This is a genomic window from Cohnella soli (assembly GCF_042655525.1).
Lineage (GTDB): Bacteria > Bacillota > Bacilli > Paenibacillales > Paenibacillaceae > Cohnella > Cohnella soli.
Map to the genome: position 1 here is coordinate 269,928 of NZ_JBHSMI010000002.1, position 15,978 is coordinate 285,905.

The 15,978-nt window shown below is 48.8% G+C and carries 10 protein-coding genes; all 10 read left to right on the forward strand.

Annotation, left to right across the window (positions count from 1 at the left end; genetic code table 11):
* Nucleotides 1-33: 33 nt before the first annotated feature.
* Complete coding sequence (locus ACFPOF_RS01545) at nucleotides 34-4,143, forward strand: DUF4855 domain-containing protein (RefSeq protein WP_378128925.1); 4,110 nt, start codon at nucleotides 34-36, stop codon at nucleotides 4,141-4,143.
* A 19-nt stretch (nucleotides 4,144-4,162) separates the two neighbouring features.
* Nucleotides 4,163-5,368 carry a Gfo/Idh/MocA family protein gene (locus tag ACFPOF_RS01550; RefSeq protein WP_378128927.1) on the forward strand — a complete coding sequence of 402 codons (1,206 nt, stop codon included), beginning with the start codon at nucleotides 4,163-4,165 and terminating at the stop codon, nucleotides 5,366-5,368.
* A 242-nt stretch (nucleotides 5,369-5,610) separates the two neighbouring features.
* On the forward strand, nucleotides 5,611-7,461 hold the full coding sequence (locus tag ACFPOF_RS01555; RefSeq protein ID WP_378128929.1) for a sensor histidine kinase: 1,851 nt from the start codon (nucleotides 5,611-5,613) through the stop codon (nucleotides 7,459-7,461).
* Between the two features lie 235 nt (nucleotides 7,462-7,696).
* The gene (locus tag ACFPOF_RS01560; RefSeq protein WP_378128931.1) at nucleotides 7,697-8,632 is read left to right on the forward strand and encodes an ABC transporter permease; all 936 of its coding nucleotides are present in this window, start codon (nucleotides 7,697-7,699) and stop codon (nucleotides 8,630-8,632) included.
* A 117-nt stretch (nucleotides 8,633-8,749) separates the two neighbouring features.
* Nucleotides 8,750-9,526, forward strand: a complete 777-nt coding sequence (locus tag ACFPOF_RS01565; RefSeq protein ID WP_378128933.1) for a carbohydrate ABC transporter permease — start codon at nucleotides 8,750-8,752, stop codon at nucleotides 9,524-9,526.
* Nucleotides 9,527-9,569: 43 nt separating this feature from the next.
* Nucleotides 9,570-11,180, forward strand: coding sequence for a type 2 periplasmic-binding domain-containing protein (locus tag ACFPOF_RS01570; protein ID WP_378128935.1), 1,611 nt, complete (start codon nucleotides 9,570-9,572; stop codon nucleotides 11,178-11,180).
* A gap of 143 nt (nucleotides 11,181-11,323) precedes the next feature.
* Nucleotides 11,324-12,832, forward strand: a complete 1,509-nt coding sequence (locus tag ACFPOF_RS01575) for a response regulator transcription factor (RefSeq protein ID WP_378128937.1) — start codon at nucleotides 11,324-11,326, stop codon at nucleotides 12,830-12,832.
* A 221-nt stretch (nucleotides 12,833-13,053) separates the two neighbouring features.
* Nucleotides 13,054-14,124, forward strand: a complete 1,071-nt coding sequence (locus ACFPOF_RS01580) for a Gfo/Idh/MocA family protein (RefSeq protein WP_378128939.1) — start codon at nucleotides 13,054-13,056, stop codon at nucleotides 14,122-14,124.
* Nucleotides 14,125-14,141: 17 nt separating this feature from the next.
* Nucleotides 14,142-15,473, forward strand: a complete 1,332-nt coding sequence (locus ACFPOF_RS01585; RefSeq protein ID WP_378128941.1) for a neutral/alkaline non-lysosomal ceramidase N-terminal domain-containing protein — start codon at nucleotides 14,142-14,144, stop codon at nucleotides 15,471-15,473.
* Entirely contained in the window at nucleotides 15,463-15,975 is a 513-nt protein-coding gene (locus ACFPOF_RS01590; protein ID WP_378128943.1) for a GNAT family N-acetyltransferase, read from the forward strand. Before ACFPOF_RS01585 ends, ACFPOF_RS01590 begins: the two co-directional genes overlap by 11 nt.
* Nucleotides 15,976-15,978 lie beyond the last annotated feature (3 nt).

Sequence of the window (15,978 nt, forward strand, 5' to 3'; positions counted from 1 at the left end):
CATTTTTATGTGGAAAGAGAGTGAGAGCTTACAATGAGAATAAAGCGCAGCTTGACTGCTTTACTGCTTGTCCCGGCACTGCTTGTATCGTTGGTGTCATCTGTATATGCGGCAGATCCCGGTGGCGGTGAACCCGAATTTCGTAATTTGGTTGCAGGCAATAAAACGTACGAGTGGTCGCAACAGCCGGAAGCCGCTTTTCCGGACGATGGGACGAAGCTCACGGATGGGAATGTTGACAGCTGGGTAGGCCAACGTTACAAGGATACCCGTTCGGTTGTGTTTGATCTCGGCGAGAAGAAGACGATTAAGGAAGTGAGCGCTGAGTTCCTGCATGATTGGCCTAACAACGAAACGCTCGTTCCGCTCACCGTTTCTTTTTACGTATCAGACGATAAAGTGAATTGGGGCGTGCTATCTCACAATGCCACCCAGACGCTGTGGATCGACGCTACTAGAACCGAGACGTATAAATGGGACGGAAGCCCGGAAACCGAAGTCGTGAAACGCGGCGACTATGTCCAGGGACTCGTGTATGCGCGATATGTGAAGGTCGTGTTTTCCATACACCCGAGAGCGTACACCAAGATCGGCGAAGTATCGATTATCGGCGCGGACGGCGAGCTTGAAGGGGCTCAAACGGTATCGCCTACGCCTTATGGACTTCTGCAGCCAGGGGAGGCGACAGGCGGCATTCAGAACTTGGGCTTGCTGTATAACGGTTTTTATGCGAACAACAAAGGCGATTGGTCGAAGGATCGGATTATTCCGAATATCAGCTACGTGAACAAGCAGGGCGAACCAACCGACTGGCTGTTCGACGGCGTGTTGTACTTGGGCCTGACGTCGAATAACGGAAAAGGCTTCGGGGCCCCCGATGCAGCTGGTAAAGCCACAAAAGCGGAATGGGACTGGTATTTGGACAAAACGTTCAAAGCAGGCGGCGATATGAGCGCGCTGAACGATGCGACGGCTGAGGTAGGCGGGAAGCTTGGTCAGACGAGTCATAAGACGAAGGTCGTTCTGATGATTCCGGACCCGGGCGAGTATCTGTCCGATTTCGGCATTATTGACGGCGAAAACTTGAATTTCAATGTTGATGAAGTAGACAACACCACATCGCTCAATAATCGAGCGAAAGCGGTCCAGTGGTGGGTCGACCAAGTGAAAGCGAAGTGGGCGGCCGCCAACTATTCGAACCTGGAACTCGTCGGCTTGTACTGGCTGGAAGAACAAATCAGCGTGCATTCGACCGGTCCGGAAATGATCAAGAGAGCGAGCGACATCGTTCATAATGCCGGTTTGAAGCTGTTCTGGATTCCGCATTCTTTGGCTTATAAAGCGTTTATGTGGAAAGATGTCGGCATCGATGCTCCATCGCTGCAGCCGAACTATTTCTTCGAGCCAACGGACATTGCGCGCCTAGGCAACACGGCGGACGCTGCGAAACGATACGGCATGTCTCTGGAACTGGAATTCGACGACCGGATGATTAACGACGCTGTTTTCCGCGAGCGCTACATCGATTATTTGAACAGCGGTGTGGACACGGGGCTAATGAACGGTTATAAAGCTTTCTATCAAGGCAACGATGCTGTCTACAATGCAGCGAAAAGCGCTGACCCTGCCACACGTGTACTCTACGATTGGCTGTATCAATTCGCGAAAGGGACGTATCAGAAGCAAGATGCCCCTCCGCCGGATGTAGCAGCGTTTATGAACGGCCAGCCTCTATCGACAAATACAGTCGTGCCGGATACGACCAAAGCCAAATTCACGTGGACGATTCCGGGAGATGACGGAAACGGGCTCGTCAAAGTAACGGCCAAATACGACGGCAAAAGCTACACGCAAGGAACGGAAGTCGATATGACGGGCAAGCCGGGCAAACACGTGTTGGAGCTGACGGTGGCAGCCGCCAAATCGAAGACGGTGAAATATGTCATCGAAGCCAGCCTCGGCGCTGACGGCCTTCTGGCGCTCGTTGACAAGTACGCTGGCAACAATCAGTTGAACAACGCCGACACGAACCGTGCTATGCGCAACGCTTTAATCATGATGAAGCGCACGCAAGCAAGCAACCCTGAGCAGGCAAAGAATTATTTGAAGGCGTTTAATGCAAAGCTGGATGACGCGAAAAATCGTAACTATGTATCCGAGGGCGCTTATACGGCGTTGAAGGAAGGCGTCTATTACTGGATCGGAAGCATCGCGGAAGGCAAGCAAGCGGAAGCATCTTCGACGGAAGCGGTCGGACTGGAGCCTTCGAAAGCATTGGACAGCGCCCCGGCTACGCGGTGGGCGAGCGAAGTTCGCGATACATCTTGGTTCCAGGTTGATCTAGGCAGCCCGCAAACGTTCGATACGATTCGCATCGATTGGGAATATGCGCGCGCGGACAAATACCGTCTGAGCGTCTCGAACGACAAGACGACTTGGCAACCGTTGATCGCCGCCAACAATGGCGTCATTACTGCGGCGGACGGGAAGAACACGGTGGTGTTCCCTGCTACGACGGCAAGGTACATCAAGTTTGAAGGGATAACCAAGGCAACGGGTTACGGCTATTCCTTCTACGAATTCGGCGTCTACAATCTTGGCGTTCAACAAGAACTGAAAACGCTGGACGGCATCAAGGCCGCAGCGAACGCCTCTACGAAGCAAGTGATGATCGACGGACTGGTGATGAATGGCAAGAAGGAGCAGGTATACGTTAAAGTGCTCGACCCGAGCGGCGACATCCAATATACGGGACAAACGGCTACGGGGGATGACGGCAGCTTCCAAATTGCTTTCACGCTGACAGGTGAAGCGGAAGGAAACTATAAGGTCGAGCTTGAAACGGATGCGATGACAGAGCCTGAGCGGACGACCTTCGAGTACCGCAAGCCGCCTGTAAGTGGTGAAGGTGGCGGTGGCGGTGGTGGCGGGCCGGTGACGGAAACGTATACGCCAGTGCCGCAAGCGGACGGTTCGGTTAAAGGTACGCTCGTTCCGACGCTGAACGGCACGCAGGCTTCGGCTTCGCTTGGAGCTTCGGATCTGAATGCCGCAATGCTCAAGGCGAAGGCTGATAGCAACGGCGACAAGAACGTTCGCATTGAATTGAAACCGCTGGCTTCGGCCGGCAGCTATGCGCTTGAGCTTCCTGCTTCTTCTTTGGCAGATCAGTCTCATCTGAATCTGTACATCGATACGCCGTACGCTCAGCTTGTTTTGTCCGGTGACATGCTGGCTCGTGCCGGTGCGGCGAATGGCGGAAAATTGCTTGTGACGGTGAGCAATCAAGCTGGTGGGATGAGCGGCAATGACGCGGCTGATCTCATTGGGAACAGACCGGTTGTGCAAGTGGCGCTGCAACTGGACGGGAAAGCTTTGGCCTGGAGCAATCCAGAAGCACCGATGCAGGTTGTCATTCCTTATACATTGAAACCAGGCGAGAAAGCGGCCAAGTTGCGCGTTTACGAACTGACAGCGGGCAATCATGCGGTAATCGTCAAGGGCGCATCTTATGATAAAAACAAAGGTCAGCTGCATTTCTCCGTAGATCATGTCGGCGTTTATGGAATCGGCACTGCGAAGCCGGTCACGTTCACCGACCTTGGTTCGCATGAGTGGGCACGCGCGGCAATCGAGGAACTGGCAGAGAGAGGTGTCGTACAAGGCACTTCGCTCGAAAATGGTACTTTTGGTCCTGCTAGCTCGGTAACCCGAGCGGACTTCATCATGATGTTGGTTAATATGCTAGGCTTGCATGCCGAATTTACATCGACTTTCGCGGACGTGCAGCCGAAAGACTACTACTATGATGCGGTTTCCATTGCGAAACAACTAGGCATCGTCTCGGGTGTGAACGGAGTCAACTTCGACCCTCGCGCACCTATCAGTCGTCAGGACGTCATGGTCATGCTGACCCGAGCGCTCCAAGCGACAGGGGCGATTAAGCCGGCAACATCCGGTTCAACGCTTGACGGCTATCGGGATGCGAATCAGATCGCGGCATACGCTGCGGACAGCGCGGCGACGATGGCAGAGTACGGGCTTGTAACGGGCGCCAACGGGTTCATGAAACCGAAGAGCCTGACAAGCAGAGCGGAAGCGGCGACGTTCTTGTATCGTGCGATCGGATTGGTCGAGAAATAACAGCGAAGAGGGTATCAACATGAACGAGCATCAATCGGCAAAAAAACAAATTATTATTGTAGGCGGCGGAGCGCGAGGGCTGTTCTTTACCAAAATGCTGACGCAAGACCTGGGCCGGGAAGTCGCCGCCATTGTGGATACGCACGTGGCCGGGCATGAGGCGATTCGGCACCGGTTGGAGGTTTACGGCGTGCCGCATATCCCAATTTATAAAGATGTGGATGAAGCAATCGCGGAAATTCCTCGCTCGCAGGCGGATACGATGTTTATTATGACGCCGGAGTGGACGCATATGGACATTTTCCGCAAAGCGGTAAATAACGGCTTTCATATTTTTCTGGAGAAACCGCTGGCTACTACATTAGAGGACACGAACGAGATTATGGCGCTGGCGAAGAAGACGGATCAGATCGTTCAGGTGGGATTCGTGCTGCGCTACACTGCTTTCTATCAGAAGATCAAGGCGGCCGTCGATCGGAACGAGATCGGGAAAATCATGATCGTTCAGATGAACGAACGTCTTGGCTTGCAGCATGGGGCGACGTTCAAACGCAGTTGGCATCGGCTTCATCGTTATACGGGCGGGTTCATGAACGAGAAATGCACGCATGACCTGGACCTGATGTGTTGGATGAAAGAGCAGCAATCTTATCCTGTCGAGGTTACTTCTTTCGGAGGAGTAAGCCATGCAACGGATAAGGCGCCTCCGCTGAATTGTTCCGATTGCGAATTGGAGTGCCCGTGGCGATTCCGTGACTTTGCGTCTGATAAGAGCATTAATGGTAAAGCGTACACGGATGATACGTTTGCGCCGCACGGGCAGTGCGTGTTCCATTCGGATTCCGATGTGAACGATCATCAGACCGTTAACGTTCGCTTCGCGGACGGCACGCAAGGGGTATTCACCGCCATCTCGGTCAGCGGCTTGCCGGGCAGAGACTTGATGTTGCATGGAACCGCCGGCTACATTCAAGGTAATCTTGAAACCGGAGAGATCACGTTGCACCGTTATTGGGATGGCACCACGGAGCGGCTCGATGTCGAAGGAGCGGACAGTCATGGCGGCGGCGATCTGGCGATTGTCGGCAGTTTCCTAGACTGTATCGCGGATGGCGTGAAGCCTCTGTCCACGGTAGCCGCAGGCGTGCGCGCGGGCACGATTGCGTTCGCAGCCGATCGCAGCAATCGAGAGGGAGTCAGCGTTCGGGTGGAGCAACTGGTTTAGCAGAACAACGGCCTTTGTCCTGAATGTCTGGGACAAAGGCCGTTGTTTTAACGAATAAATCGCCATTCCCACCGAATCGATCCGATCACGCACCACGATTCAAGGGGCACCTTCCCAAACAAAAATGAGTATTGACTTTCAGTTCGATTGGGACTACAGTGCTTTTAATGCAAGCGCTGTCTTGACCAAAGAAATAGAGTAACCTTCTGAATGACAAGCCCTTGGACATAGCAAGAATCATCATGTATCCGGAACTGGCGAGCAGGCAATCGACAGCATTCCAAAGCACGAGTTGGGGGCGAATAGGCATGCGCTTTTCACGAAAGCTGCACTTCCGGCATTGGTCTATATTTAGCAAAATGACGGTTGTTTTTTCACTTATGATCGCTGTGCTTATCAGTATTATTGGATTCAATTCGTATTCCTTATACAAGTCCTCCATGCAAAATCAAATCAAAGACTATGTTCCTCAGGTACTGCTGCAGGTTAATCATCATCTCGATACCTATGTAAACGATTTGAAGGTTACCTCCCAATTAATCTTTACAAACCCCTATTATTTATTGCTTATCGATGCAATGGGCTCCGTCCAATCAGACAATGGAACCGATTTGGCAAACCGCAGAATAGAACTGAATCAGGCGCTTGATTTTATGGATATGAAGCCAAACGATTATCTGCTTAGTCTTGCTTTTTATGCTACCAACGGGGATGTATATTTGCGATCCAAATCCGGCGGTTATACCATACAACAAGATTACAAAAAAATGGATTGGTACCCGCAGGTTGATTTGAATCAATACTCTCCTACTGTGCTTGGGACGATACCGAACGTAATGCTTCCGGGTTCTCCGTTCGTTTTCTCAATCGTGCAGCCCGTGCGAAGCTTATTTAGCAAGGATTTATACGGAGTACTACAAGTTTCTGGCTCGTTGGATTGGGTGAAAGCCATCCTTCAGGGAGTCAATTTCGGAGAAGGTTCTTCCATTTATGTCATTGATGAACGTTCACGGGTCGTATATTCCACCTCTTCCGATAGGATCGGTACGCCTTGGTCGGAATCATTAAGCCAGGGAAACAAGCAGGTCTCTTCTTCCGAAATTATCAAGCAGGGCGGGAAGAAGGTTTTGGCGAGCTGGAACGTATCGACCCAAACCGGGTGGAAGGTAGTTGCTTATATCCCATTAGACAATCTTAGCAAAGGAATTGGCCAAATGCAGCTGCTGACCAGTGTATGGATCATTGCAGGAATCATCGTGGCCATGTTCTTCGCTGCCGTTATTTCGCTAAGTATGACAACTGCGCTTAGGTCCCTTACGACTCAAGTTAAAAAACTAGAAGTCAACCAATTTCAGTTCTCGCCCAGCAAGCCCCGATACGATGAAATTGGCCACTTGACCGTAGCATTCAAGCGAATGGCATCTCGTATCCACACGCTTGTTGAGGAGGTATTGAAGGTGCAGGTGCTGCGTCAGGAGGCCGAAATTCGGGTGTTGCAAAGCCAAATTAATCCTCACTTTTTATATAATGTATTAGAAACGATTCGCATGACCATCAAACGGGGGGATACGACGAATGGCGAGCGCGGCCTTGTTTCGCTCGGACACTTGCTTCGTTATTATTCCACGCGGGTCAGCGGTATGGTTTCCGTTCGAGAAGAGATTGAGTTTATCGCGCAATTGGCGAATATACAGTCGATGAGATTCGGCGAACGGCTGCATATCGATTACGATATCCATCCCGAAGTACTGGATGAAAGGATACCCAGCTTAATTATCCAGCCCTTGTTTGAGAATGCGGTCAATCATGGCGTTTCTTCCATCGATGGCACGATAATGATCATCATTCGTTTAAAACGGGAAGGAAACCGAATTGCAGGCTGGGTGATCGATGAAGGAGACGGAATGAACGAAGAGCGGCTGTTCGAGGTCATTCAAATGATGAAAGAAGAAGAAACGGCACCCCGGCGGGTTGGTCTTGCCAATGTTTATCAGCGAATAAAGCGAATTTATGGCGATCGTGGGGAGCTTGTGATTCAGAGCGAGGAAGGAAGCGGAACGATTGTATCATTCCGAATTCCAATCTCGAGTTGAATTTGCTTTCTTGAATGGTGATCTTCATTTAATGCGTACTCCTTATTTAGGGCGGTGAATGTGTTCCATTCCTAGTCCCTGCATCAAGGAGGCGCTTTTTGTTTTACGAGTATTCCCGCTGTGATTGCTGTTAAGATAAGATACCTTTTGATATGAATGCCACATTTCGCCCACCCTTAAAAGCGAATATATTCTTATTAAGCTTTGATAACGGAATACGAAGGGAGGCCATTTATTGCAGCAATCCTACGCGCTGAAAAGGAACAAAATGCTTACGTTTATCAAGCTAAAACAATACTGGTTTCTCTATTTGCTATTCGTCCCATCCGCTTTATATTATGTTAGTTTTCAAATTTACCCTATTGTAATCCAATTGGTATTATCCTTTAAAAATTACCGTATATTGGGAGGTATTTGGGGGAGTCCTTGGGTCGGATTCGACAATTTCCACGCTATTTTTTCCAATGATGAATTCTACACGGCATTAAGAAATACCGTTATTATTAGTCTGTTGAGGCTAGCCTTTGGCTTTTTCCCGCCGATCCTTCTTGCCATTTTTTTATTTGATCTACGCAGTAATTTATTAAGAAGAATCAGTCAGACCATCCTTTATATTCCTCACTTTTTTTCAATGGTTATCGTTTACGGCGTCGTATTCGCCATGTTCTCGAATTTAGGATTTATCAATCATTTAATCGAGGCAATGGGAGGAAACACAATCAACTTTCTGATGTCTCCGGGCTGGTTCCGCCCGCTATTGGTGGGTTCGGGAATCTGGAAGGAGATCGGGTGGGGTACGATCATCTATTTGGCGGGGTTAAGCGCGGTGAATCCGGCGTTGTACGAGGCTGCAAAGATCGATGGTGCGGGCCCATGGAGCCGAATATGGCATATTACCCTTCCGGAGCTGCGTCCGCTCATCATCTTCCTGCTGACGCTATCCATTGGCAATGTACTTTATGCAGGTTTTGAACAAATCGTCCTATTCTATAATCCTGCAACTTATTCCGTGGGGGATGTCGTAGACACATGGGTTTACCGTCAAGGGCTGCAGCAGTTGCAATACAGTTTAGCGTCTGCGGCACAGATGTTTCAATCCTTCTTTGGCTTGATCCTCATTTTATTTGCGAATAAGCTTTCAAGAAAATATGTAGGTTATGGCATATGGTAGGTGATCGAGTTGAAGGGTAATGCAGGAGAAAGGTTTTATCAGTTCATAATCGGTTTGGTTGTCGTGGTTCTCGCGATTGTTTCCTTGTACCCGTTGCTTTACGTAATCTCGATGTCTTTGGTCAATGAACAGGAATGGGCCGCTAAGAATGGGTTTGTTTTATGGCCATCGCATCCGACATTACTGGCATATACGCGTTTGTTTGAGGGCACGGCATTCACGCATGCCATGCTGATCAGTATAGAAAGGACGGTAATCGGTACCTTATTGACTCTGGCGATGACGACGATTACGGCTTATATTGTTTCCCGACATGGTTTGCCTGGACGCAGAATCATCATTTTCTGTATTTTAATCACGATATTATTCCCGGGGGGGATCTTGCCGCTATATTTGGTTGTGAAGGAATTGCATCTGCTTGACAGCATCTGGTCTTTGGTCGTACCGACAATGGTTAATAGCTGGAGCGTACTGGTTTTGAAACAGTTTTTCGAGAATCTTCCGCAAGAGGTTGAAGAATCGGCGCGGTTGGACGGAGCCGGAGAAATTGTTCTGATGTGGGCGGTTATGATTCCGTTGTGTTTGCCTGCCATGGCGGCGATCGGTTTGTTTACCGCGGTATTTCATTGGAATGCTTGGTTTGATGCGTTGCTGTATATTCGTAATGAATCGCTGTATCCCATGCAATTATTAATGAGCAACATGTTGACAAACCCGGATCCAGGAACTTCAGTTTTTAATTCGTTTAACGTGAACATTTCGTCGAATAAGGTGTCTACCGAATCTCTCAAGATGGCTGTAGTGGTATACGGGACATTTCCGATTCTTTGTATTTATCCATTTTTGCAAAAGTATTTCACAAAAGGGGTTTACCTAGGGGCGGTAAAGGGATAATCGTGTCAAATCATATGAAGCATATCTAATTGGAGGCAAAAAGATGAGTAGAAAAATCAGCATCATGGTTATGATTTTCCTGGTTGCTTATACGGTTGTTTTAGCTGGATGCTCCCAAAAATCTGAATCCGCTTCCAATTCCGAAACGCCGGCAGCATCAACGCCTGCCCAAACATCTGCGTCTCCGGAATCGGCAACGCCGGAAGCGGATGACATGTCGCAGAAAGTGTCCATTCGTCTATTTGAAGGCGGTTGGGTGGGTACGCCTACAGGCGATGACGATCCCATCAAAAAATGGATAGACCAAAAATTCAATGTCGATTTCAATCTCGACCACGTGCATACCGGCGATATGGAAAGCTTGCTGTTGACTCAATTTTCAGCGAATCAAGCTCCGGATTTGCTCTATATTACAGATAAGAATACTTTGCTCAAACTTTATAACCAAGGCGTAATCTTGGATGATTGGACTTCAAAGTTTGAAGGAATGCCGGCCGTTTCCAAAAGTATTACGGAAACGTCGAAAAAGTATTTAACGCTGGATGGAAAAATGATCGCCGTACCCGTTCCTGCGCAAAAAAGCGATTGGTCCTTAATGATCCGCAAAGATTGGCTTGCTAATTTGGGATTGGCGGCGCCGAAAAACGATCAGGAATTACTGGAAGTTTTGCGCAAATTTACGAAAAACGATCCGGATCGGAACGGCAAAAATGATACATGGGGAATAAGCTCGAACGGCGGCGGGAAGAGCCTGGGCGTTATAAAGGCACTCTCCGGCATGTACGGGCCTGACGGCTTCTATTTGACTGCCGACAACAAAGTATCCAATTCGATTATAGACGGAACTCACAAAAAATTCCTTGACTTGATGAGAACGATCGTCAAAGAAAAATTAATTGATCCGGATTGGTATACGCAAAGCTGGGAGCAAAAAAAGCCTAAAGTATACTCGGATAAATTAGGAGTAGATTGGTATCCTCCTATGGCGTTAATTGGGGAAGGCTCGACTTATCCTGGCGGAAGCAATGCGGTCGCTAGCAAATGGGTGAATATTGAATTTCCAAAAGCATCGGAAACGGGCGGAAAACGTCCGCCGGAGGATATTTCAAACGGGTTCATTACCGTTAGCGCTCAAGCGGCCAAAGATCCCGTGAAAATGAAGAGAATCCAAAACATTCTGGATTCCGTCTTCTACCCGAATGAGGGATACTGGGCATTGCGTTGGGGCGTTGGGGTTCCGGGAATCGACAACAAAATGGCGGATATGGGGAACGGGTTTAAATATACTTCCTCAGGTCTTGATACGGTGCGCCAAAAAAATTCGGGGCTTTATGATTGGGGGACCTGGATCGTTACCACGGACAATGTTCTTTCCTTGGAAGCAGCAGAACCAGACGACACCATTAAAATGGTTATGAAAATGAATTCCGAGATCGAAAGCCAGTCAAGCTTTCCTAATGTTGAAGGATTGCTCAATCTGGATCCGCAATTACTCTCTTATCTGCAAAGGCTTCAATCGGAATTCGATGTGAAGTACATCCTCGAAAAAGAGAATGATTATGATGCTTTCCAGAAGAAATGGTTAAGCCAAGGCGGACAGAAATTAATAGACCAGGCAACCGAACAATTTACCAAGATGGGTATGATCAAGTAGAGCAGCTATAGAAGGGTGTCTCAGAAGCCATATCAATGGCGGAGCGGCACCCTTCTTTGTCATTAAAAAATAAAAATTGACGATCAAAAAAAATCGGGATTATATTTGCATTAAGGCAACTTAGCGAGTGGAGATGATGAACTTTGAACATCTTGATCGTGGATGATGAACCGGAGATTCGCGAAGGACTTCTGTTAATGGTTCAAGAGCTTCAGGCTGCACTCTCTGCAATCGACATTGCGGTGACGGCGGGAGACGGGATAGAGGCGCTTGAGGTGATGAACCGGTACGAGATCGATCTGCTAATCACCGATATTCGCATGCCAAGAATGGATGGACTGGATCTGTTAGCTCAGGTCCATCTTCAATATCCGCATATGAATACGATCATTATTTCGGGTTTTGACGACTTCTCCCATATTCAGCACGCCCTTCGTCACGGAGCTTCGGATTACATTCTGAAACCGATTAAACAGGATGAATTCGAAACCGCCATCAATCGTGTGCACAATCGGATCGTTCGGACGGAGCGCCATAATCTGTCGTGGCATCCCGATCGGTTTACCCAATGGGAAGCGCCGTTCAAAAAATTGATTTTAGGCGACCCGGATAATATAACGGAAGGGCGAGCGCAACAAATCGGCTCTCCGCAGATGGTGTCCTGGCTGTTTCATAAAATCGTGACTGAAGTCGCGGAGAAGGAAAATAAAGGAGTCTGTCTGTTGCAAAATACCGATAAAACGGAATCGTGCAACATGTTGCTCGGCGTATACGGGGAGTCTGCGGAAGCTGTCGATCGTAAAGTCAGTCGCATCACGGAACAAATTCATTCTTTTTGCTGTCAATCCCTGCGATTGACAGCGAGCTTCGGCATTTCCGGTTGGATCGGTCCGGACATGCCGGATTTGGCGGAAGCCTATCGCCAGGCAGGCTTCGCGCTGTTGACCCGCATTTTTGAAGGCAATGGGATTCGTCATTCGGATGCGATTCCGAAGAAGGAATCGGCCAAGCCGAAAGTAAACACGGATACCTTGAGCGCAGCGATGGAACGCGGGGACTTCAACAGCGTTCTGGATCAAATCGCCGCACAAATGGAAGTGCTCATCCGTTGTTCGAATGTGCAATCGTTAATGCAAGGAGTGGAAATATTCCTACTGACTCTTCACCGGATTATGCAAAAACAAACGATAGATCCCGGCAAAATGACGGTAAACGATTTGGCTCGTTTCATGAATCGATTGGTATGGTCCCGTAATGCGAGACAAATGACGGAGTCCGTACTTCAGTGGGCAACCCAATATTTGCGTGAAGCGTCTATCGACTCCCGGCATGAGAGCTATGTGTTATCGAGGGCTAAAGAATATATGCGGAAAAACGTTAAGCTTCCGCTAACGCTGGCGGATGTCGGCAAATTGATGTTTGTCAGCCCCAACCATTTAAGCCGACTATTTCGCCAAGAAGCGGGGATCACCTTTCTTGAATATTTAACGAATGTCAGAATGGAAGAAGCAAAACGGCTGCTTAAGGAGCCGGGAATCAAAATATACGAAGTAGCCGAAATGGTCGGCTACGGAAGCTGGAGGCATTTCAGCAGAACATTCAAAGAAACGGTCGGTTACGGTCCTTCCGAATACCGCAATGATACCGTGTAAGAGCCGACCATTATAAGACAGCAATGCCAAGAGGAATCTGCGGATTCCTCTTTTGTTTATTCGGGGCCTCCGAAGCGGATGTTAAGATCGGATACCTTTTAATACGATTGCCACATATTATCCTTACGTAATAGCTGATACATTTCTATGTAAAGGCACACGGGTTTGGAAGCAGCAACCGGGCCTGATTGTTTTCACACGAAGATAGGGGAGAGATGGGAATGAATAGAAAATTGAGAATCGGCATTCTTGGCGGGGGAGGCATATTGGTTGCTCATGCGCCGGGTTTCAACCGTCTCCAGGATCAATGCGAAGTCATCGTTGCGGAAAGGGATGCAAGCCGTTACGACCAAATCAGGAAGCTGCTGGGCCCGGATGTGAAAATCGTCGGCGATTACGCGGAGCTGCTGAATAAAGAAATCGTCGATGCGGTCGATATTCTCCTTCCCCATCATCTTCACGCGCCTGCCGCCATTGCTGCCGCTCAGGCCGGATTGCCCGTGCTTGTGGAGAAAGTGATGGCAAGAAATATTTATGAATGCGACCAAATGATAGAGGCATGCTCCAAGGCAGGCGTATCCCTTACCGTCTGCCATGACAGACGGTACGATAATGATTGGATGGCGCTTAAGCATATTGTCGAATCCGGCGAGCTCGGCGATATTTTGTTCTGGAAGCTGGAACATAACCAAAATGTTATTTTTCCCGAAAAAAGCTGGGGGCGTTCGAAAGAACAAATCGGCGGCGGCGCCATCATGAGTTGTCTGACTCATCAGATCGATTCTCTCCGATGGTATGGCGGGGAATTCGAAAGCGTGACGTCCATGTCGAAGGTGGATGCGAGCAGAATGGAAGGAGAGAGCATCGGAGCCGTTATCGCGCGCATGAAATCGGGCGCCCTCGCTCTTCTTTCGATTAACTGGAATACGCAATCTCATCAGGCTCCGAACGGTTTGTGGTACGAATTCAATCATGTTACCGGAACTAAAGGCGAAGCTTATTTCATGAGCGGCAAAGGTACTTTCGTGAAAATTTATGAGGGCCAAAAGGTGTTCGAGTATGACATGAAAGGCGAAGGAGCTTTCGTGAAAGTGGACACTGGAGACGGGCTTACCGGCCACCAAAAATGCATTGAAGAATGGGTCAAAAGCTTAAGAGGGGAAAAGGCGGACATCGTCACAATGGGCGCGGATAGCCGCAAAACGGTCGAAGTCGCGGAAGCTGCCTATCGATCGGAGGCAACGGGAAGCGTTGTCCGTCTTCCCATTCATCCGATCCCCTGGAAATCCTGAGAATAGGAGAATTCGATATGGGAAATAACTTTCAATTTCAAGTAGGAGTTGGGAAAGAAGACATTACCCCCGATGCAGACGGGTATATTGTTGGAGGTTTATATCCGCGTAAAACCCGTTTCATTAAGGACCCTTTATTTTCCAAAGCATTGGTGATCGATAACGGGATGGAAAAGATCGCGATCGTTTCTTTGGATCTGATTCTCCTGCTATCGGAAGATGTCGGGATCATGAAGACAGAGATTGAGAAGGCAACCGGTATCCCGGCGGACAATATTTTCCTATGCGCCTCCCATACGCACTCGGGCCCATATACAAGCATAGTCGAGCTGAACATCCATGCGTCGTATCTCGAAAGGAATCATATTCATACGGATATTAAGGAAAGACACATTTCCTATATGAACAAGCTAAGAGAATTAGTTGTCCGATCCGCAGTCCGGGCAAATGATGATTTAGAAGCGTGTAAGCTGGGAACCGCGAATGCGGATGCGAACGGCGTATCGCACAATAGGAGATTGCTGAAAGAAAACGACGATTGCTGGAATTCATGGCTGCTTACGCGCGAAGAGGGCGCCCGATATCCATCCGAGGGTCCCGTCGATCCGAATGTGTTTGTCATGGCCGCGGTTAAAGCCGACGGAACGGTGAAAGCGCTGCTGTACAACTTCGCTGTGCATGCATGCAACAACCCAACGTTAGAATGCGTATCGGCCGATTTCCCGGGTGTGGTAGAGCGGGTCGTTTCCAAATCGTTAGGTTATGATGTGATGACGTTCTATATGGCGGGTCCTTGCGGCAATATCAATTCCAACCTGGACAGTGACGAATTAGGCGCCCGAATCGGGGAAGAAATCCTAATCAGCGTCGCCTCCCTAAATTTTCCTACGAAAAACGTATTACGCGTTCAAAATGTAGAGATCGACTTGCCGCTTAGAGAAAATATCGAGCTGCAGGAAGAAGAGATTAAGAGAAAATGGCCTGATGGTCTTGATTTCTTCTCGCACAGCAATCAGTTGCTTCAATCCATCAAAAAACCGTCGTACAAGGCTGTTTTATCGGGGATAAGGCTCGGCGATACCGCCATGGTCACGATGCCGCTTGAATTGTTCGTTGAATTCGGGCTTGATATTAAAAAGCGCTCCCCATTCGCAAACACCACGGTGGCTACCCTGACCAACGGTTGTTTAGGTTATGTGCCAACCTTGCGTGCCTTCGAAAACGGAGGATACGAAACCTTCAATACGACCAATTCCTATTTGACCCTTCAAGCGGGAAATGAACTCGTTCCCCATTCGGTCGCCATTTTGAATCGGCTCTATGGGGAGGAGACTTCCGATGAAGGCTGACTCCATGAACGACCATACTTCGTTTCGATTGATCACTTCCGAGGATGTGGATTTACTGAGCGGTTTTTTCGATACGCTCTCGGAATCCACAAGAAAAATTTACGGATTTCCTTTTACCCGGCAGTTTGCGGAGAATTGGGTACAAGAAGGAACGAATGACCCGAACATGCGTCGTTATCTAGTATTTGACAATCCAGCGGAACGTGGCAAGGAACCAGTGATGTTGGGTACCGTTTGGATGTGGCAGTGGACGATGCAAGTCGTGTGGTTCGGGATCATCATTACGGATGCCTATCAAAACAAAGGATACGGCAGTACGTTGATCGACATTGCGGTCGAGGATGCGAAGCGATCCCGAAAAGGCGGTATTCTGCTCACGACGCATAAAATGAACTTTCGCGCTCAGAAGCTATATCAAAAACACGGCTTTGAAATCATCGGCGAAGACTCGCGGGGCGAATATTTAATGCTTTTAAATTTTTCTCGGCAAAACGAGGAATGAGGA